Source organism: Agrobacterium sp. 10T429 (assembly GCF_056393925.1).
In genome coordinates this window covers 311,530-331,329 of record NZ_JBFTGV010000001.1, presented here as the reverse complement: position 1 = coordinate 331,329, position 19,800 = coordinate 311,530, and the positions used below count along the sequence as shown (strand labels likewise).

Annotated in this window: 16 protein-coding genes and 1 tRNA gene; all 17 read right to left on the bottom strand. The window is 59.4% G+C overall.

The genetic code is table 11. The annotated features are described in order from the left end of the window. Positions 1–15: 15 nt before the first annotated feature. Positions 16–744, bottom strand: a complete 729-nt coding sequence (locus tag AC1DCP_RS01630) for an esterase family protein (protein ID WP_013635406.1) — start codon at positions 742–744, stop codon at positions 16–18. After that, the gene (locus tag AC1DCP_RS01625; RefSeq protein ID WP_065688465.1) at positions 741–1,706 is read right to left on the bottom strand and encodes an acetylxylan esterase; all 966 of its coding nucleotides are present in this window, start codon (positions 1,704–1,706) and stop codon (positions 741–743) included. The genes AC1DCP_RS01630 and AC1DCP_RS01625 overlap by 4 nt, the downstream gene beginning before the upstream one ends. A gap of 124 nt (positions 1,707–1,830) precedes the next feature. Further along, positions 1,831–2,757 (bottom strand): carbohydrate kinase family protein, encoded by a 927-nt coding sequence (locus AC1DCP_RS01620; protein ID WP_003514875.1) that lies wholly within the window; start codon positions 2,755–2,757, stop codon positions 1,831–1,833. 97 nt (positions 2,758–2,854) lie between these two features. After that, positions 2,855–3,553, bottom strand: a complete 699-nt coding sequence (locus tag AC1DCP_RS01615) for an orotate phosphoribosyltransferase (protein ID WP_003514873.1) — start codon at positions 3,551–3,553, stop codon at positions 2,855–2,857. A 66-nt stretch (positions 3,554–3,619) separates the two neighbouring features. Further along, the gene (pyrC, locus tag AC1DCP_RS01610; protein WP_013635404.1) at positions 3,620–4,657 is read right to left on the bottom strand and encodes a dihydroorotase; all 1,038 of its coding nucleotides are present in this window, start codon (positions 4,655–4,657) and stop codon (positions 3,620–3,622) included. Positions 4,658–4,770: 113 nt separating this feature from the next. Next, a complete protein-coding gene (locus AC1DCP_RS01605) occupies positions 4,771–5,808 on the bottom strand; it encodes a 4-hydroxyproline epimerase (protein WP_038489725.1) in 1,038 nt (345 codons plus the stop codon). 128 nt (positions 5,809–5,936) lie between these two features. Then, the gene (locus tag AC1DCP_RS01600; protein ID WP_013635402.1) at positions 5,937–7,259 is read right to left on the bottom strand and encodes an alpha/beta hydrolase; all 1,323 of its coding nucleotides are present in this window, start codon (positions 7,257–7,259) and stop codon (positions 5,937–5,939) included. A gap of 189 nt (positions 7,260–7,448) precedes the next feature. Then, positions 7,449–8,945 (bottom strand): acetyl-CoA hydrolase/transferase family protein, encoded by a 1,497-nt coding sequence (locus AC1DCP_RS01595; RefSeq protein WP_038489722.1) that lies wholly within the window; start codon positions 8,943–8,945, stop codon positions 7,449–7,451. 268 nt (positions 8,946–9,213) lie between these two features. Next, positions 9,214–10,014, bottom strand: a complete 801-nt coding sequence (locus AC1DCP_RS01590; protein ID WP_013635400.1) for a phosphodiesterase — start codon at positions 10,012–10,014, stop codon at positions 9,214–9,216. Positions 10,015–10,080: 66 nt separating this feature from the next. After that, complete coding sequence (locus tag AC1DCP_RS01585; protein ID WP_013635399.1) at positions 10,081–11,373, bottom strand: ABC transporter substrate-binding protein; 1,293 nt, start codon at positions 11,371–11,373, stop codon at positions 10,081–10,083. Between the two features lie 42 nt (positions 11,374–11,415). Next, positions 11,416–12,237, bottom strand: a complete 822-nt coding sequence (locus AC1DCP_RS01580; RefSeq protein WP_003514860.1) for a carbohydrate ABC transporter permease — start codon at positions 12,235–12,237, stop codon at positions 11,416–11,418. After that, the gene (locus AC1DCP_RS01575; RefSeq protein WP_367079097.1) at positions 12,237–13,163 is read right to left on the bottom strand and encodes a carbohydrate ABC transporter permease; all 927 of its coding nucleotides are present in this window, start codon (positions 13,161–13,163) and stop codon (positions 12,237–12,239) included. Before AC1DCP_RS01575 ends, AC1DCP_RS01580 begins: the two co-directional genes overlap by 1 nt. Next, the gene (locus tag AC1DCP_RS01570) at positions 13,160–14,305 is read right to left on the bottom strand and encodes an ABC transporter ATP-binding protein (RefSeq protein ID WP_013635397.1); all 1,146 of its coding nucleotides are present in this window, start codon (positions 14,303–14,305) and stop codon (positions 13,160–13,162) included. The genes AC1DCP_RS01575 and AC1DCP_RS01570 overlap by 4 nt, the downstream gene beginning before the upstream one ends. A gap of 217 nt (positions 14,306–14,522) precedes the next feature. Then, on the bottom strand, positions 14,523–15,335 hold the full coding sequence (locus AC1DCP_RS01565; protein WP_013635396.1) for a class I SAM-dependent methyltransferase: 813 nt from the start codon (positions 15,333–15,335) through the stop codon (positions 14,523–14,525). A 174-nt stretch (positions 15,336–15,509) separates the two neighbouring features. After that, positions 15,510–15,586 (bottom strand) — tRNA-Arg (locus AC1DCP_RS01560). A 217-nt stretch (positions 15,587–15,803) separates the two neighbouring features. Beyond that, positions 15,804–17,222 (bottom strand): sensor histidine kinase, encoded by a 1,419-nt coding sequence (locus AC1DCP_RS01555; protein ID WP_013635395.1) that lies wholly within the window; start codon positions 17,220–17,222, stop codon positions 15,804–15,806. 255 nt (positions 17,223–17,477) lie between these two features. Beyond that, positions 17,478–19,505: a methyl-accepting chemotaxis protein gene (locus AC1DCP_RS01550; protein WP_003514848.1), complete on the bottom strand. Its 2,028-nt coding sequence runs from the start codon at positions 19,503–19,505 to the stop codon at positions 17,478–17,480. Positions 19,506–19,800 lie beyond the last annotated feature (295 nt).

Sequence of the window (19,800 nt, the reverse complement as noted above, 5' to 3'; positions counted from 1 at the left end):
GCGGCGCCGGTCGCCTCAGATATACAGCGCCGCCATCTTGCGCCAGGGGCCTGCCCGATGGGCACGTCCCTCCCAGACATGCAACTGATGCCCTATCTGCTTGTCGTTAAGAATCCGGCTCAGGTGATGGTTGTTGTCCAAAAACGGATCGGCATCGCCGATGGTGAAAACCATGTCGATGCGGCGGAGGTTTTCAAGCCGCCAGCCGCAGGCGAGGTCCGGCAGAAAGTGGCTCGGCATGTGGAAATAGACATCGTCATCGTAGTAACCGTCGAACAGATCGCCGAAGGATTCCACCTTCATCGTCAGATCGTAGCGGCCGGAAAAGGCGACGAGCTTGCGGAAAAGATGTGGGTGACGAAAGACGAGGCTGGCGGCCTGAAACGCGCCGAGACTGCAGCCCTGCACGATGGTATCACCATGCGGGTTTTTCTTAGCCATCAGCGGCAGCACTTCATTGAGAATATAATCTTCGAAGGCGGCATGGCGGCGAATGCGCTCGGACGGGTGATTATGGGCCGCATAAAAGGTCTCTTTGGCCAGCCCCTCGATACAATAGAGCTGAAGATGACCGGCCTCCACTTTATCGGCCATACTGTCGACAAGGCCAAGTTCCTCATATTCGAAGAAGCGCCCGTCGCGTGTGGGAAACATCAGCACCTTGGCGCCAGAATGACCGAATATCAACAGCTCCATATCACGATGAAGCCTTTGACTATACCAGCGGAGATATTCGCGTTTCATGGCACCTTGAAAAACTGTCTGACCTTGTCCCTGTGGACCGCATCTTGGGATGCACTGTCAGCGTATTCGAAATGTCCCGCGTCTAGGATGAAGATTTCATTAAATTTTGAGAACGGCAGGGCATTGGCAACCGCAAACTGGCACGGCGGCGCCACCGCCGGATCGAACAGGGCGGGCGCGACCAGCATCGGCACTTTTATGCGGGAAGCCGCAGAAGCGGCATCGAACAGACGCAGCATTTCCAGCACATTGGCATGGGTCTTCTGATAGGTCTGGACCGCATCCGCGCTGCCGACGGTCGGCAGCGTCAGCCAGAACGGCCGGTGTCCGAATGTCGGTACGACCAGATGGCCCCGGTCGATGCGCGCATCATATGGTATCGCCAAAGCCCCAATCCCGCCCCCGAAGCTGATGCCGCTGTAACCCACCTGCCCTTCCAGCCATGGATAGAGCGTGACGAGCGTGGAGACGGCGATCCACAGATCATCGACACAGCCACCGATGATGTAGTCGTCTTTTCTTTCGATGTTGTAGAGGACATGACGGGCCGGGTCGGACGAAATCGGCGGACAGGCGCTTAGCGAAAGCCCGCGAAAACAGGGAAACAGCACGGCCGTTTCTTCTACCGGCACATCGAAATCGGGCTCTCCCCGCCCGCCATAACCATGGCCGACAACAAGTCCGCGCCGCACCTGTCCTTTGCGCGGCAGAAGCATCCATCCACCGATGCGGAAGCCGCCGGTGGATGTGTATGAGATATCGAGAACATGCCAGCGGGGATGGCTGAGTTTGCTCTTGCGCAGCACCGGTCGCGGATCCGTGGCCAGCGCGCGGCGATAACGCTTCTTCCAGAAATCATCAAAGCCCGGCGGCGCCTCAGGCGGGATAATGGCCTGCAACTGCTCGCGCCGCATGCCATAGGTCGGGTCGAAATCGAAAGGATGGGTTGTTGGAACGCTCATGCGATGCTTGTTTCGTGAAAGACCGGCCGACACAAGCTTCTTGATATCCAAATATCGGTTTTTTACGACCCTGGCCCAGGCAGGAGTGGTGAACCGCCTTTTCAAAACGGTTCAACCATATCCTTTACAATCCGATTTCATGCGCGAAGGGCGGATTTGCGCCAGCTCGCGAGACGGTCACCGCAGCAGCCTTTGCGCCGAGCGCCAAAGCCTTTCTGATCTGCTCTTCCGTCAGCGAAGCGACCTGCGCCTTCGTCAGAAGCCCCTGCATTTTAAGCGAGGCGAGAATGCCGGCGTCGAAGGTGTCGCCCGCGCCGACGGTATCGACGACCTCCACCCGCTCGGAAGCCACTTCCACCTTGAAATTGGCGGTGTAACCGACCGCACCCTTGGCGCCACGGGTGACGACGACCAGTTTCGCGCCGTGATGCAGCCAGTGGCGAGCGAGCGTGTCCTCATCACCTTCCAGACCGAACCATTCGAGGTCTTCGTCGGAGAATTTAACGATATCCGACATGGCAGCCATACGGCGGATGCGGGCCATATGCGACTGCTTGTCCTTGATGAAACCGGGGCGGATATTCGGATCGAGGGAGATGACTCGGCTTTGATGCTCGCGCACCATCAGCGCCTCATAGGTGCTGCCGCAGGGTTCCGGAATGAGGCTGATCGCGCCGAAATGCAGCGCCTCGCAATCGGCGCCCAAGGCCGGAAGCTCTGCCTCGGTGATCATCCGGCCGGCGGTGTTTTCGTCATAAAAGGCGTAGGTGGCATGGCCATCGACGAGCTTGACAAAGGCGATGGTGGTCGGCCGCGAAAGTGTTGCGCAATAGCTGAAATCCACGTTGCTCGCCCGCAGGGTTGTCCGCAGGATATCGCCCATCATGTCATCGGAAAGACCCGTGAAGAACGCGGACGGGACGCCGAGACGCCCGAGCGCAATGGCCGTGTTGAAGACTGCTCCGCCTGCATAGGGGGCAAAACCCGCCTCACCCAGCGTCGTCTGCCGGGGCAGCATGTCGATCAGGGCTTCACCACAACACAGGATCATTACGGTCCTCCTCAAACAGCAAATCAAATGGACTTAAATCGATTTAGACGAAGATCGATCGGAAGGCCAGCCACAAGCTGGCTGGCCGCATCCGAAATTAAGATTGCGGCAATTCGCTGACGCCGCCGCGCTTTGCAGACCACGGCAGCGGGTTATCGAGGAAGGCCTCGACCTCCGACAGGGTCTTTTCGTCGAACAGCTTTTCAGCCCGGGCAACAGCCAGAACATCGCGCCAGGTCGTGAGATAATGCAGCTTGACATTGCCATTGGCAAAGCGCGCTTCGGCCTGTTCGAAAATGCCGTAATAGAAGAGCGCAATACCGTGATCGACAATGCCGCCTGCCGCACGGATGGCGTCGATGAAGGTGAACATCGAGCCGCCAGCCGTCGTCAGGTCCTCAATGACGAGCACGCGGGCGCCTTCCGGCATATGGCCTTCGATCTGGGCGTTGCGGCCATGGCCCTTTGGCTTCTTGCGGCAATAGATCATCGGCAGGCCAAGACGCTCAGCAAGGAAAGCCGCGAATGGAATGCCCGCCGTTTCACCGCCCGCGACACAGTCGAATTTCTCGAAACCGGCCTCGCGCATCACCGCCGCTGCCGCAAAATCCATCGCCGCCGAGCGAATACGCGGGAAGGAAATGAGCTTGCGCATGTCGATATAAACAGGGCTCTTCATGCCCGACGCGAAGGTGTACGGGCTTTCCGAATTGAAGTGGACCGCCTTGATTTCCCACAACATCTTCGCAACCAGTTCTGCAACGACAGTGCGGTCAGTGAATGTGAAATGGTTCATAGGCGTTCTCCTTTTTCGGCCTTCATAACAAAACCGCCGGCAGTGCCGGCGGTCATTAAAAAAAAATCAGCTCACGTCCCAATGAAGCGGGAACATCGGATCGAATACGGTCACCGGCCCGGCGCCCGTCTCGATCTTGGCGGGAAACGACACCGGCTCATCGCGCTTCACCAGCGTGATCGTCTCCTCATTTGGCGCCAACCCGTACCAGGCTGGGCCGTTGAGGGAAGCGAAGGCTTCCAGCTTGTCGAGAGCGTTTTCCTGCTCGAAGACATGCGCAAGACAGCTCATGGTGTTGATCGAGGTATATATGCCGGCGCAGCCGCAGGCGCATTCCTTCAGCGGATCGACATGCGGGGCGGAATCGGTGCCGAGGAAGAAGCGGGCATCACCCGAAATCGCGGCCGCACGGAGTGCCAACCGGTGCTCCTCGCGCTTTGCGACGGGCAGGCAGTAATAATGCGGCTTGATACCGCCGACCAGAATGGCGTTGCGGTTGATGATGAGATGGTGAGTGGTGATGGAACCGGCGAGATTGGCCTTGGACGACTTGATGTAGTCCACGCCATCGCGGGTGGTAATGTGCTCCATCGTCACCTTGAGCTCAGGCAGGCGCTGGCGCAGCGGCTCCAGAACCGTGTCGATGAAGGCTTTCTCGCGGTCGAAAATATCGACCTCCGGCGTCGTCACCTCGCCATGCACGCAAAGCGGCAGGCCGATCTTCGCCATGCGTTCCAGAACCGGCATCGCCTTGTTGAAGTCGCGCACGCCGCCGTGGGAATTGGTGGTCGCGCCGGCCGGATAGAGCTTCACGGCGGTGATAAGGCCACTTTTCTTGCCCTCTTCCACGTCGTCGGCCTGCGTGTCCTCGGTGAGATAAAGCGTCATCAGCGGCTCGAAACGGTCGCCCGCCGGAATGGCCTTGACGATGCGTTCGCGATAGGCGCGGGCATCGGCGCAGGTGACCACCGGTGGCACCAGGTTCGGCATGATGATTGCGCGGGCGAAATGGCGGCTCGTATCCCCGATCACGCCTTCCAGCATGGCGCCATCGCGCAGATGCAGATGCCAGTCATCAGGGCGGCGAAGGGTGAGCGACTTCATCGGGATACCTCGGAGCATGACGGAATTGGCGCCCGCTTAGCATCTTTCGTCACAGGAAAACAGCCGCCGAGAGGCATCGGGCGGCTGTAAATGTCATTTTTTTGAAGCGAGCCTCAGATGCCGCCCGCTTCGGGACCCCACACATCCGTCATGGCAAAGCCGTCCGCAAAGGGATCGAAGGGGTCAAGGCCGACCTGGTGCAGCCCGAAGGTGAAACCGCGCCCGGCAATGGTGGGAATGACCGCCGGACGACCGGCCACTTCGGTGACGGCGGAAAGGCCGACATCGAATTCCGAACCGATGATCGAACGGGATTTGTATTCGTCTCCCACCTTCACCTTGCCGCGCGCATAAAGCGTGGCGAGATTGGCGGAATTGCCGGTACCGCAGGGCGAGCGATCCGCCCGGCCAGGCCACATGGTGGTGCAGGTGCGGATGGAACCATCGGCATCCACATCGCGGAACATCACATAGGCCACGCCTGATATGGCGGGGATTTCGGGATGCACGACCGTCATTTCACTGTTGACGAGGTCCTTGAGGATCATGCCCGCAGCAACCAGTTTCGCTGCATTGGCCTTTTCGATGGTCAGGCCGATCTGGCGCACATCGACCAGCGCGTAAAAGATGCCGCCATAGGAAATATCCATCGTCACCTTGCCCCATTCGGGCGTGTCGATGGTCACATCCAGCTCATGCACGAAGGACGGCACCATGGTCAGCTTGACCTTTTCGCAGCGCCCGTCGCGGCAGGTGGCGGTGGCCTTGACCAGACCGGCGGCCGTTTCCAGAATGACGACCGTTTCCGGTTCCTGCATCTCCACCATGCCGCTTTCCAGAAGTGCTGTCGTCGCGCAGATGGAATTGGAGCCGGAGCTGGCATGCGCCTGATCCGGCTGGAGAATGACGAAGGCCGTATGGGCATCCGGGTGCTTCGGCGGCAGCAGAAGATTGACTGACCCCATGGGCGTGCCACGCGGCTCCAGCGTCAGAAAGCGGCGCAGGGCTTCCCCTTTTGGATCGGTATTCATCCAGTTAAGCTGCTCGGCCACGGTGTTGCCGGGAATTTTCGGCGCGCCGCCGGTGACGACACGGCCGATTTCGCCTTCGCAATGAACATCGAGAAGCTGCAGGGTGCGTTTCCAACGCATGGGATCTTACTCCGGAAGTTGAGCTGTTGACCCGACCATATAGGTAAAAATACAAGCTGTATACAAATCTGCGCGAGCTGGATGGCGAAAATCGCTTATGGTTTTCGCCATACACTTCTCATCGTGATCTAGCGATTGCGGCACTCCGCCCGGTTACGATTGGCGGCGGCGTCGCAATTCACTCTCGAAGACTGAACCGCCTGATCGTCCACCACGGAGCCGGCCGTATCACCAACCGATCCGACGGTGTTTTCAACAGAGCGGCCGAGCCTCTCCACCTGCCTGCCGTAATTTTCACGCGTGCGCGGATCGAACACCGCAATGGGCGCGCTGACCACGACGCTTGCCGCCGTTCCAACCGTTTGCGCGGCACCGATGCTGACCGCGCCCAGCGCCTCCCCCAGACCGACATCGGAATCCGTCACAGTCTGGCCGGCAATGAGGCGGTCGCCGATCAAGCGCACGACTTCAGGGCTTTCTGCAAATTTGCCGTGGTTCAACCGGTCACCGGATTGCAGCTTGGTCAGATCAAGAACAGTGATACCGGCCTTTTCCAGCTGGCTGCGATAGGGTTCGACGGAAGGGTCGATCTGGCCCAGACGGTCGACATTGCCGGAAATGCGGCGCGACAGGCTGAGCGCACGGTCATCCTGCGAGACGAACAGGGTGAATTTCGGCGGCGCCTTGCCGAAGCTGGCGAACTGCCGGCTGAACACGTCCACATCGAGATCTGGTGCTGCCAGAATGACATTGCTGATCTTCGGATCGACGCGGCCGTTGCGGATGGCCATCTGGCGCAGCGCCTCCACGGCAAGCCATGTGCCCATGGAATGCGCCATGACCGTGACCTCGCCGATCGACTTGTCCTTTGCCAGACGGGTCAGCATTTCCTCTAGCGCATCGCGCGAGTAATTGGTGCTTTCCTTGTCGTAATTATAGTCGAAAATACTCGCCCGTGACGGCCATGTGAAAACCACAGGCACGACATCCGAGCCGGAATCATAGACGATCTGCGCAAAGCGATAGACCGATTCCTCGTAACGATTGTTGAAACCGTGCACGAAGACCAGAACGCGGCGGTCCTTATGGATATGTTTGCTGATCCAGCTTTTCGTCTCCGCTTCGGAACGAACAGGCTCAACCGCCACCGTGGTGAAATCCTTCAGAGGGTTAGGCGGCAGCTTCTTCGGCCACTGCACCTGCCCGACCTTGCGGTTGGCCTTAGGCGGAATGGAGATGGTGACGGCATCGACCTTCAAGCCGGTTCCGCGTTCGCCGCCGAAAAGCACGGCGGCATTGTCCGAGGGCGCTCGCGTGGTGGCAACCAGGAGATTGACGGGCGTGGTTCCCGCCACGGTCTGCCCTGTTGGCGTCATGACCCCGATGGGACGCCCCCCGCAGCCAGCGAGCAGGGCAACAATCGCGATTATGGCTACGAAGCGGATGGGCATCACATCATTCTCCTGCAACCCAAAGGCAGCCGGATAGCGGCCAGAGGACAGGAATTTCTACCGGAGGCGGAACTGCCGCGCCAGCAACCATCGCGCAAGCGCGGAGATTTCCGCGCCGGTGTGTCCAAACAGACCCAATTTTCCCGCCTTGCGGAGCCGGGAGACGTGATTGTGACGTGCAGGCGAGTTCTATCGCTGCGGCAGCATCGTGCCCCTTTCGCGAAGGGCATTGTGCCAGGACAGCGCCTCTTCAATGAGGTGCGGCGTATGTCCGCCGCGTGCCACCGCTCGCTGGAAATAGTCCGTCAGGGCATCGCGATAGTGGGGATGCACGCAATTTGCGATAATGACAGCAGCGCGCTCACGCGGAGCAAGGCCGCGCAGATCGGCCAACCCGATTTCCGTGACCAGAATATCCACATCATGTTCGGTATGGTCGACATGGCTGACCATCGGCACGACGCTGGAGATGGCGCCGCCCTTGGCAATCGACTTGGTGACGAAGATGGACATGTAGGCGTTGCGGGCAAAATCCCCCGAGCCGCCAATGCCGTTCATCATGTGAGTGCCACCGACATGAGTGGAATTGACGTTCCCGTAAATATCGAACTCCAGCGCGGTGTTGATGCCGATGATGCCGAGGCGGCGGATGACCTCCGGGTGATTGCTGACCTCCTGCGGACGCAGGATCAGCCTGCTCTTGTAATCGGCCAGTCGCGGCATGACCCGTTCGTTCATGGCAGAGGAGAGCGTGATCGATGAACCGGAAGCGAAAGTCAGCTTGCCCGCGTCGAAAAGCTCGAAGGTCGAATCCTGCAGAACTTCCGAATACATTTTGAGATCGTGAAACGGCGTATCGATGAAACCGTGCATGACGGCATTGGCGATGGTGCCGATACCGGCCTGCAACGGCTGGAGTTCGTGGGTCATGCGGCCATGACGGACCTCATTCAGCAGGAATTCGGAGAGATGGCCGGCAATCGCCTTGGTCTCGTCATCAGGCGGCAGCACCGTCGAAAAACTGTCGCTCTTGTCGCTCAGGACGATTGCGGCGATTTTTTCCGGCGGCACCGGAATGAACGGCAGACCGACGCGGCTGTCCGTTGCTACCACAGGAATGGGCATGCGGGTCGGGCGTTTTGCGGGGATGAAAATATCATGCAACCCCTCGAGAACGTCGGGTTGCGACAGGTTGATCTCAACGATGACCTTTTCGGCCAGAATGGCAAAGCTCGCCGAGTTACCGACGGATGTGGTGGGCACGATACCGCCGTCCGCCGTAATCGCCACCGCCTCGATGATGGCCACATCCACACCGTGGATCTGGCCGCCGCGCAATTGCTCGACCGTTTCAGAAAGGTGCTGGTCGATGAACATCACCTTGCCGTCATTGATCGCCTTGCGCAAAGCGGGGTCGGACTGAAACGGCATACGGCGCGCCAGCATGCCCGCCTCCACCATGGTCTTGTCGAGATCATTGCCAAGCGATGCACCGGTCATCAGGGTAATCTTCATCGGGTGCGTCTTCGCACGCTCGGCCAGCGCCAGCGGTACCGCCTTTGCTTCGCCGGCCCGCGTAAAGCCGCTCATGCCCACCGTCATGCCATCCTGAATGAGGCCGGCAGCCTCTTCGGCGCTGACGATCCTGTTCAAGAGGGACGCGTTGCGGATACGCTTTTCAAGCATGCACTTCTCCATGATCTGCATTCCAGATGGCGCGTCACGTGGCTGGCCACCTCACCAGTGACTATGGCGCGGAGTTTCAACGATGAAACTGACATAGATCAAGGGTGTGAACGGGACCATGGCTTTGATCCATCAAATCTGATCGACAGACCGCAAGTGGCGCATCGGCGCGACAGGCTGCGGGGCGATCGCAGCATCGCAGCCGACCGCAACCGCTGATGAGGCGTATGGATCGCCTCGTCACATACCGGAGGGTTGCCTCAGCTATTCAGGGGCCTTCGCATGCGGAGGCCTGACCCAGCACGGCCTGCCCTACCTCGACATCATAGGCACGCAGGCCGAATGTACCGAGACTGATCACCCGGTAACAGGGGTTGCCGCCGGTCCACAGGGGATCGACAACCTCGATATCGGTGATGAAGCGATGCGCGCAGGCCTGGCCGGAACTATAGGCGATGCCTTCGGCGCTGGTGCCCGCCATCGGAACGTGGATATGGCCAAAAACAATATGGCGCACGCCGGCCGGATGTCTGCCTAGACGCTGCATAACCGCGCCGTCGTCATGCATGCCGATGTTTTCGAAATGCCGGATACCGCAATCCATTGGCGGGTGGTGAACGAAAACCGTCACGGGATGGTCGCCAGCGCCTTCGAGCGCCTTGTCCAGCCATGTCAGGCGATCCGCACCGTACATGCCGCCGATGACATCGGCCTCGTGGCTGTCGAGAAACAGCAGCCGGCCGAATTCGGTATCGATGAAGGACTGGATATAGCCGTTTTCATCCCGTGGCTGTTCGGGAAAGGCCGCCACGAATTCCGGACGGCGGTCGTGATTGCCGAGCATCAGCCGCACGGGCAAGGACACGGACGCCAAAATGTCGCGAAGGAGTTCATAGGCCTCCGGCTCGCCGTAATTGCAAAGATCGCCCGTCATCACCAGAAGGTCGGCGTCTGCGTGTTTCTCGACAATATCTGATATCGCCGCGCGCAACTGCTTCTCGGGATCCACGCCGTTTATCGCGATGCCTGGCGGCAAAAGATGGGTGTCTGTAATCTGGATGATCTTCATTGTCGGTTTCTCTGCATAAAAATGGCTGCGGGAATGTGGTTCCCGCAGCCTTTTCGATGGTATCGCTTACTTCAGCAGGGCGTTGGTCTGCTCGACGATCTGCTTGAGACCAGCTTCCGGCGACACTTCACCGCGCATGACGGTGCCGATGATATCGCGCTGGGTGCGCCAGATGCGGACGGAATCACCACCGGGATAACCGGCCCACGGCAGAGAACGATCGGCCTGCAGCGAAGCTGTCTTCACATTCGGGTTCTCGGCGTAATAGGGAGCCAGGAAGTCGGCGCCGGTTGCCAGCTTGTTGGTCGGCAGGTAGCCGGTGATGCGCACGATGGTGTTCTGCGCCTCGGGGCCGGTGATCCACTTCAGGTACTTCCAGGCAGCATCCTGCTTGGCTTTTTCCTGCGTCAGTATAACGGCAGAGTTGCCGCCGGTCGGCACGCCGCCCTTTTCCTTGTTGTCGAGCGGGAAGGTTGCCGTCTTCAGTTTGAAGCGGTCACCAACCAGGCCGGTGATGGTCTGAACGTGGGCCGGGGTTGAAAAGATGAAGCCGGTAAGGCCTGCACCGAACTGCTGGCGCGACTGGTCCCAGTCGAGCAGGTTCTGGCCACCTTCGGTGACGAACTGGCGGGTCATCTTCAGGGCGTTGAGGCCGATCTCGTTGTCGAACGCAACGGTCTTGGTCTTTTCGTCAACGAGCTTGCCGCCCTGTTCGAAAACAAGCGCCTGCCACAACCAGTCATCCGGCCAGCCATTGATGTCGTAGCTCATGCCCGCAAACTTCGGGTCGAGTGCCTTGATCTTCTTGGCGAGAGCGATCAGCTCCGGGAAGGTCGTCGGCATCTTGTCCGGGTCGCCGCCAGCCTTGGTGACGAGGTCGGAGTTGATGTAGATGATCGGCGAGGAAGCGTTGACCGGCAGGCCGTACTGCTTGCCGTCGATCTGGCCGAGAGCTGCCATCTTCGGGCTGTAGTTCTTGTCGAGGAAGGCCTGACCGCCTTCAGCCTGGATGAATGGGCTAAGATCGGTGATCTGGTTGCGCGGTGCGAGCGTGTGCACCAGTTCCGCCGTCAGGTTGTAACCCGAGAAATAAACATCGGGCAGATTGCCGGTGACGGCCGAGCGCAAGACCTGCTGCTGGCCTTCATTGTAGCCTGCGGCCGGAGCGAGGAAGTTGATCTTCACATCCGGGTTCTTCTTCATGAATTCATCGGCCAGCGGCTGATGGAATTTCGTGAAACCCGGCAGGTTGTAGAGAACGTTCAGCGTGATTTCGTTGGCAAGAACCGGCGTTGCGAGGCCTGCAAAGGCCACGCCGAGTGCCAGACCGCCCATCAGAGCGCGTCGGTTGATTTTCATGTCATTCTCCAAAATGGGTTGGGAGGAGGAGTTCGAACGACGTCACTTGACGCCGGTCATGGTAATACCGGCGATGAAATGCCGCCGTGCGAGGAGGAAGCACAGCACCATTGGCGCGGTAATCAGTGTTGCGCCCGCCATCAGGGCACCGTAATTGGCGCCGGATTCGACATCCGCAAAAAGCATCATGCCGAGCGGCGGCGGGGCGAGATTGGTGTCGGAGACCACGATCATCGGCCAATAAAGGTCGTTCCAGTGGGCGACGAGCGAGAAGATCGAGAAAGCCGCGAGCGAAGGCAGCGAGCCGCGCAGCACCAGTCCCCAACAAATCTCCATTTCCGAAAAACCATCCATGCGGGCCGCTTCGATGATTTCATCCGGGTAGCTGCGGAAGGACTGGTTGAACAGGAAGATGGCGAAGACAGACAGGAAGAACGGCATCATCATCGCGAAATAGGTGTTCAGCAGTTCCGTCTTCGCCAGACCGACGAAAAGCGGCAGGGCAAGTGCCTGAATTGGCACGCAGAGTGCCGCGATGATGAGACCCAGCAGCAGCTTGCGACCCGGAAACCTGAGCTTCGCCAGCGCATAGGCCGCTGGCACCGATGTCAGGACCTGTACGACGAGGATACCGACGCAGACGATGACGCCGTTCAGCATGAAACGTGCCATCGGCACCTGGCTCGCTGCGCGGGTATAGTTTTCGACGGCATCGAATTTCGCCGGGATCGGCCAGAGCGAGACGTCGAATATTTCCGCAGGCGAGCGGATCGACGTCAACATCATCCAGTAGAACGGCAGGAGCATCACGAAAGCGCCGAGTGCCAGCACGAGATGCGGGAAGTATTTGCGGAGCGCGGCCATCAATAGTGCACCTTCCGGTCCATATGCAGCGTCTGGCCGATCGAGAGGATCAACACGATAGCGAGGAAGATCACCGTCAGCGCAGCGGCATAACCGGTGTTGGAATATTCGAACCCTTCAAGATAGAGATCGAAAAGCAGGGTTTCGGAACCGAAGCGGCCCTTGGTCAGCACGGCAACCGTCTCGAACACCTTGAAGGCCGAGATCGAGGTGGTGACCACCACGAACATCGTCGTCGGCCCCAGCATCGGCCAAGTCACCGTCAGAAACCGGTCAATCGGGTTTTTCGCGCCGTCCAGTCTCGATGCCTCGTGCAGATCCTTCGAAATGGCGGTGAGGCCGGCGAGGAACAGCACCATGTTGAAGCCCAGAACCTGCCAGACACCCATCAGCGCCATGGTGGGAATGAGCAGGACCGGGTTGGAGAGGAACGCGACGGGCTCGAAGCCGAACCACTTGATCGCCGCATTCACCGGGCCAAGCGACGGATGCAGCAGAAATTGCCACACGGTCGCCATGGCGACGAGCGTTGCGGTGACGGGCAGGAAATAAGCGACTTCCCAGAATGCACGGCTGCGCTTGCGATTATAAACGAGCAAAGCCACGCCGAGCGCCAGGAACACGCCGAAGGGAATGACGATGACCGCATAAATGGCGGTATTCGCCAGCGCGCGCAGGAAGACCGGGTCGTGGAAAGCCTTCACGAAATTGTCGAGACCCACAAAGCGGGTGGAGACTGCGCCGAGCTTGTAATCTGTGACGGAAAAACCGGCCAGAACGAATATCGGAACGATATAGATCGCCAAAAGCAGCAGACTTGCCGGTGCCGCGAACATCAGGCCACGCCATATCATCCGCCGGTCCGCCTTCGAGAGGCGCGGGCGAGACTTTGCGCCCGTGGCCGAGGAAAAATCAACCGCCGTCATGCCGGCACCATTTCACGCACCGTCGTCTTGCGACGCAGGCCGTCCGCGGCAAAAAGATGCACGCGCTCCGGCGCAAAGCCGAGGTTCATCACACCGTTCTCATCGGCGCCCAACACCTCGCCCGCGGCCTGACGCAGGGTAATGGCGACGGTTTCATCGCTCAGAAGACGGCAGTTCACGAAACGGTCCGCGCCATGGGTTTCGCTGCGGGTCACCCGCACCGCGAAGCCTTCCGCACCCGGGCGCAGATCCTCGGCGCGAAGGCCAAGCGTCGCCGGGCCGGCATCACGACCAGAAGCCTCGACGCCAAGATCGCGGCCGAAAGCCGTGACCTTACCTCCAGCATGGATTTCCACCGGCAGCAGGTTGATCGACGGCGTGCCAATGAAGCGCGCAACCGTCAGTGTCGCCGGTTTCCGGTAAAGCTCGTCCGGCGTGCCCAGTTGCTCGATACGACCTTCCGACATCAGCGCGATGCGGTCCGACATTGTCATCGCTTCGATCTGGTCATGGGTGACGTAGATAAACGTCGCGCCCAACCGCCGGTGCAGCCCGGCAAGCTCCTCGCGCATGTGGGCGCGAAGCTTTGCATCTAGGTTGGAGAGTGGTTCGTCCATGAGGAATGCGGCAGGCGAGCGCACCAGTGCCCGGGCCAGAGCCACGCGCTGGCGCTGGCCGCCTGAAAGCTGGGCCGGCTTGCGGTCCAACAGATGCGCGATCTGCAGGGTCTCGGCCGCCTGTTCGACGGCAGCATCGATCTGGCGCAAAGTTTCGGCAGGCGCCGCAAATCTTCCGATCAGCGGCAAGCGTGCAGCAAGCGGCAGACGTCGCATTCGAAGCGGCGTCGCAATGTTCTGGCGCACGCTCATATGCGGATAAAGCGCGTAGGATTGAAACACCATCGCCAGATTGCGGTCACTTGGATCGATCTCCGTCACATCCTGACCGCCGATCGTCACCGAACCGCGATCCGGCGTTTCCAGCCCCGCGATGATGCGCAGCAGCGTTGACTTGCCGCAGCCGGACATGCCGACGAGGGACAAAAATTCTCCGGGACGGATGGAAAGATCGATCTCTTTCAGAACATCGTCAGCTCCAAAGCCTTTTCCGATACCCGAAAGTTCAAGTGATTGTGGCGTCATTCTGCGCTCCTTTTCTGGAGCGCATATGCTTATATTGTATGACAATATGACGAAGGTTTGCAGAAAGTTCCGTGACACTGAAAAGCCCGGCAATCCCGGCTCATCGCCATGCCTTGCGATACCGACCTTCACAAAAAACCGCTAATATCAGGGGGCAGTTCGACTATCCGAGCTCGACGCTTGTTCACCGGCTCCGCGAGCCTCGCGGGCCCGGTTTCTAAACGGCTGCAAGAATCACATGAGCCTGAATTTTGGTGACGACTTCGTCGCTGCCATAGCGCGCTTCAATGGCGGATGCGGCGCAGTCCGTCGCGGCTTCAAGTTTTCCCGGCGCTCTGGCTTCGATTTCGGTCCGGAGAACGGTTCCCTGACAATAGGCGATGGCAGGAATGCGCGGTGACGATGCACGGCTTTGCGCCGCTATCGTCTCGATCACCACCCGAGAGAAGCCGGCACTTTCCAGCTCACCACGAATCAATGTCGTATCGTGGTATCCGTGCGGGGTGCGGACCATGAAGCGCGGCGGATCGTCGGGAAACAGGCTTGCAAGGGCGTTAGTCACCTCATTCGCGAGATGATTCTCCTCGATGCGGTCCCATACGTTGAATAAATAATGGCCGCCGGGCTTCAGCACCCTCTTCGCTTCGCGATAGGCAGACGGGCGGTCGGGAAAAAACATCGCACCGAACTGGCAGATAACGAGATCGAAAGCAGCATTTTCGAACGGCAGCGCCTGAGCGTCGGCTTGGCGCCACCGGATGCGATTGTCGGGCACCTGGCGCGACGCCGCAAAGTCAAGCATCGGCTGGTTGAGGTCTGTCACGACATAGTTTGCGGCGGGCGGTAATCCTGGTGCCAGTTCACGCGTGACAACCCCGGTACCTGCGGCGATTTCCAGAACATTGATCGGCGTCAACGCCGCCGCCCGCCGTGCCAGATCGCGGGCGAATGGCTCGAAAATCAACGGCACCATATAGCGGTCGTAGTTTTCCGGGATAGAGCCGGAAAAAACCTTGTCCGTTTCCAACATGGCTTTCACCCTGCGGTCAGCTGATGACCCCGGAACTTTAGCACATATAAGGGAAATTCGGAATCTGTTCGGCCACGTGGGTTTTACGTATATGCCAACGGTGCCGATATTCTATCGGCATGACTAAAAGCCTTGAGTAAAGGCCGTATCATAGTGTTTTTGTGGGAAGAGAAATGGCGCACCCGAAGAGATTCGAACTCCTGACCCCCAGATTCGTAGTCTGGTGCTCTATCCAGCTGAGCTACGGGTGCGTGCCGTTCCGGTCATTTCCGGTGGCGTGGCGATCCTCTAAAACGTCCTCATTCCGATTGCAAGCGATTTCGTTTCGAAATTGTCATTTTTCCGCAGCAATTCATTTATCTTATTGATTATACTACAAATTCCATCAAGGGCATTTTTGAGTGGCTATATGGGGCGCATATTCCGGGAGGTGCGGCGATTGTGCAGGACCTTCTTCAGGCGAAGTGATCAGGCGGTCCGAGCGGCGTGTACGGAGGCGGCGCGGTCGGCGATCTCGATGCGAAACTGCGTGCCGGGACCGGGTTTTTCGACAAGCGCTATCGTGCCGCCATGGGCAAGCACAAGTTCCCGCGCAATCACGAGGCCGAGACCGGTGCCGCCGGAGCGGGCCGATCCCCTGAAGGCGGAAAACAGGTTCTCTTTCGCCTTGCGCGGCATTCCCGGCCCGTTGTCGTCTATCACGATGCTGACGACGTTGCCGGCCCTCTGGGCTGCAATCGACAGATGCCGAGGCGACGCGTTCGCCGTGTCGGATTGCAGTGCCTGAACGGCGTTGCGACAGAGATTGTGGATCACCCGGAAAAGCTGCTCGGCATCCGCATCGACGGTGAGATCGGGCGGCACGCTATCGTGAAACTCGATGCCGCTTTCCGGATCGAGCGCCAGAATGTCACGCACATCCCGCACCAGAAGACTTAACTGCACCGTCTTGCGTTTCGGCGCGCCCTCCGTCGCCTGCCCGTAGGCCAGAACCTCGGTTGTATAGGATACGGCGCGGTCGATCGTGCGCAGCAGTTTCGGCGCAAAGCTCCTGACCATCGGATCCTTGGCGTCCACCAGCCGGTCCGACATAAGCTGTGCGGATGACAGGATATTGCGCATGTCGTGGTTGATCTTCGAAACCGCCAGACCGAGATCCACGAGGTTTTTCTGTTGCCGCAGGGTTTTCTGCAACTCCGTCTGCATGTCGGCCAGGTGACGGCCCGCGACGGACAACTCGTCGCTTCCCTCCTCCGGCACGAAAATCCGCTCGGGATTGCCCGGTTCCTCGGAAAAACGCTGCATGCCGAGCGTCAGGCGACGTATGGGCCGGATCATGATGCGGTTGATGGAAACGAAGATGAGACCGGCGGTTACAAGCGACAGGACGATGGAGATAAGGAAAACATTGCGGGCATAAGCCAGCATCGCCGCCCGTAGTTTGTTTTCACCCAGCACGAGTTCAATGATGGTGTCGCTGTCTCCGACCACATCGAAAACGCGGATGACGCGATTGCCGCCAAACAGCAATGTGGAGAAGGCATCCCGCACCGCTGCCAGTTGCGAGACATCGGAAAGATCATATTGCTCATCGACCCCAGGTGGCGTTTCTGCCACGGCAAGCAGGCGCGATGTGCCATCCTTGCGCAGCGCAATCAGCTTCGCCCCGGTGGCCATCAGCGTGTCGTTCTGCACGCTCCGCGGCAATTCGGCCTGCAAGCCATCGATCACCGCGCCGGCTGCTGCCGCCGTGTTCAGACGGTCCCGCAGCCATGAAAGGCGCATATTGGCGACCGAAGGTACGAAGATCAGCACTTCGGCAATCATCACGAAAATAACGGTGAGCAACAGCAGGCGCCCGGAAAGCCCCCCGGTCAATCCCGGCATGCAGTGCACCGGATTGTCTTCCGTGCCGTCCAAGCTGTCTACGCCTTTAGAAAACACCGGGCCCTGATCCTGTATGCGCGCCGCCGCTTCGGTGGAACGGCTCGGTTTATATGCAAGCACGATAATAGGACCTAACAGATATTTTTCAAATGCGTTGCAAAACAAACGTTTCCATCGCCTGAAAAACAAAACGCCGCCCGGGAGGGCGGCGTTTGACTTAGAACCGGTCTCAAGCGAAACCGCAGTCGGAATGGCTTAGAACTCCTGCCAGTCCCCGTTCGCTACAGCAGCGGCTGGTTGGGCGTTGAGAGCGCGGCTGACGCTGCTCATCAATTTACGTGCCGGAGAGGCCACGGCCGCTGCCCTTCCGGACACCGCCACGGGCCGCATCGGCTGTTCTGCGCGAGAGCGTATCTGACCATCCTCTACGCCGACCTTGAAGCGCGACACCAGCGTGACGAGATGGCCCGCTTCACCGCTCAGCTTGTGGGTTGCGGCCGAGGTTTCCTCGACCATTGCGGCATTGCGCTGCGTCACCTGATCCATCTGGTTGATGGCGGTATTCACCTCATGCAGGCCGGTCGACTGTTCCCGCGCCGCCGTGGCGATCGAATGGATATGTTCGTTGATAGCCAGAACGCGGGTCTCGATCTCGCCCAGCGCGCTGCCGGTTCTCTGCACCAGCGACACACCGCGACCGACCTCTTCGCCGGACTTGGTGATCAGCGCCTTGATGTCCTTCGCAGCCGTCGCGGAGCGTTGCGCCAGTTCACGCACTTCCTGTGCGACGACAGCGAAGCCCTTGCCCGCCTCACCCGCACGCGCGGCCTCAACGCCGGCGTTCAGCGCCAGGAGGTTGGTCTGAAAGGCGATCTCGTCAATGACATTGATGATCTGGCTGATTTCCCGCGAGGCATGCTCGATCCGATCCATGGCGGAGACGGCATCGCGCACGACATTGGCGGATTCTGCCGTCTTCTGCTTGGTCTCGGCCACCATTGTGCTGGCTTCCTGCGCCCGATCCGTTGAATTGCGAACGACGGCGGTGATTTCATCAAGGGCGGCGGAGGTTTCCTCCAGTGCCGCAGCCTGCTGTTCCGTCCGCTTCGAAAGGTCGTCGGCCGCCGAACGCAATTCGTTCGCATTGCCGCTGATGCCTTCCGTGCTGCTGCGCACTTCCCGCATCGTCTCCCGCAGCTTGGCCAGCGTCTCGTTGACATTGGTCTGGAGCTCGGCGAACACGCCGCGGAACTCGCCATCCATCTTTTCCGTCAGATCGCCCCGCGCCAGACCTTCGATGACGCGGCTGGTCTCGGAAACACCATTGTCCACGCCGGTGAGCAGGGCATTGATCGTCGCAGCGAAACGATTGAGGTTTTCGTCGCCGTAATCCTTGTTGATGCGGCGGCTGAAATCGCCCTGGGCCGCAGCGTCGACGACAACGGCCATGCCGGCCTGCAGATCATCGCTCTTGGCACGCATGGCGGTTTCCTGCGCATTCATGCGGCGCACTTCACGACCGTTCTTCTTGAAGACTTCGACTGCCGCTGCCATTTCGCCGATTTCGTCGGTCCGGCCGAGATAGGGAACGTCCGCATCCAGATTTCCGTCCGCAACGGCATTCATCACTTCCGAAACCTTGCGGATGGGCGCGCTCAGCTGCCGCGCTCCGATGTAGAGGCCGAACGCCGCGCCGGCCAATATGCCGCTGCCGGTGACGATGATGACCAGCCAGAAGGTCGTCGTTACAAACCCGTCGATGCCCGCCTTGACGGCTTCAAGCCCGGCGATGTCATTCTTCACGACAGCATCGATTTCCGCCTGATAGGCTTTGCGGTTGGCCCGGTTCGCGTCGTTGTTACCCTGCTGGTTGGCGGCCTGCGGGCCGGCCTCGCGGGCAAGCCGTGCCGTTTCCAGACGGAAGGCCTTGAATTCCTTGAAGCGACTGGAGAGATTGTCGAAGGCCGCCTTCTGTTCTGCCGGAACGAGAGGGGTCCAGGTTGCGATCAACTTCTCCATGGCGTCGAGGTTCTTGACGATGCCATCAGCAAAAGGTGCCGCCTTTTCGATATCGGGCGCAGCGTAGACCCCGCGCGCCTCCATGACGACCGCAGTCACAAGCCGGTTCAGCGCTTCACCCTTATAGGCGCGCTCCGCTGCCTTTTCGTATCCGACCGTGCGCACCTGAAACTCGCTGACCGCATATATGGACAGGCCGCCGATGGTGCAGGCCACAAGGCTCATAAGCCCGACAAGAAGATTGATACGACCGCGAATTCTCAATTTCGTTCCCCCAAAAGCCAGCCGCACGATGGAAAATGGGAAGCTGGCATAACTTTTCCCATCACAACATTTATCAATGCCGCCTTAAGAAAGAATTTCAGAATTTACCGATCGTGCGATCGGAATGCGCGCGCAGCGCCCGTGAGCGAAGCCGATTTCATGGCGCTTCCGCAAAAGGTGAAGCGCGAAAACCCCTTCGGCAATTGACTTTGCTCGGCCTATGCCCTTATAAGCCGCGCACGCTCGGCCATTAAAAGCTCGCCCAGGCGGGGTTAGCCGTGCAAAAAACGAAACG

Coding starts and splice junctions, on each gene's coding strand:
- AC1DCP_RS01585 (WP_013635399.1), bottom strand. CDS start 11,373: ATGAAAATCAACCGACGCGCTCTGATGGGCGGTCTGGCACTCGGCGTG.
- AC1DCP_RS01580 (WP_003514860.1), bottom strand. CDS start 12,237: ATGGCCGCGCTCCGCAAATACTTCCCGCATCTCGTGCTGGCACTCGGC.
- AC1DCP_RS01575 (WP_367079097.1), bottom strand. CDS start 13,163: ATGACGGCGGTTGATTTTTCCTCGGCCACGGGCGCAAAGTCTCGCCCG.
- AC1DCP_RS01595 (WP_038489722.1), bottom strand. CDS start 8,945: ATGCTTGAAAAGCGTATCCGCAACGCGTCCCTCTTGAACAGGATCGTC.
- AC1DCP_RS01605 (WP_038489725.1), bottom strand. CDS start 5,808: ATGCGTTGGAAACGCACCCTGCAGCTTCTCGATGTTCATTGCGAAGGC.
- AC1DCP_RS01615 (WP_003514873.1), bottom strand. CDS start 3,553: ATGAACCATTTCACATTCACTGACCGCACTGTCGTTGCAGAACTGGTT.
- AC1DCP_RS01570 (WP_013635397.1), bottom strand. CDS start 14,305: ATGACGCCACAATCACTTGAACTTTCGGGTATCGGAAAAGGCTTTGGA.
- pyrC (WP_013635404.1), bottom strand. CDS start 4,657: ATGAAGTCGCTCACCCTTCGCCGCCCTGATGACTGGCATCTGCATCTG.
- AC1DCP_RS01625 (WP_065688465.1), bottom strand. CDS start 1,706: ATGAGCGTTCCAACAACCCATCCTTTCGATTTCGACCCGACCTATGGC.
- AC1DCP_RS01600 (WP_013635402.1), bottom strand. CDS start 7,259: ATGCCCATCCGCTTCGTAGCCATAATCGCGATTGTTGCCCTGCTCGCT.
- AC1DCP_RS01555 (WP_013635395.1), bottom strand. CDS start 17,222: ATGCCGGGATTGACCGGGGGGCTTTCCGGGCGCCTGCTGTTGCTCACC.
- AC1DCP_RS01630 (WP_013635406.1), bottom strand. CDS start 744: ATGAAACGCGAATATCTCCGCTGGTATAGTCAAAGGCTTCATCGTGAT.
- AC1DCP_RS01590 (WP_013635400.1), bottom strand. CDS start 10,014: ATGAAGATCATCCAGATTACAGACACCCATCTTTTGCCGCCAGGCATC.
- AC1DCP_RS01565 (WP_013635396.1), bottom strand. CDS start 15,335: ATGTTGGAAACGGACAAGGTTTTTTCCGGCTCTATCCCGGAAAACTAC.
- AC1DCP_RS01620 (WP_003514875.1), bottom strand. CDS start 2,757: ATGATCCTGTGTTGTGGTGAAGCCCTGATCGACATGCTGCCCCGGCAG.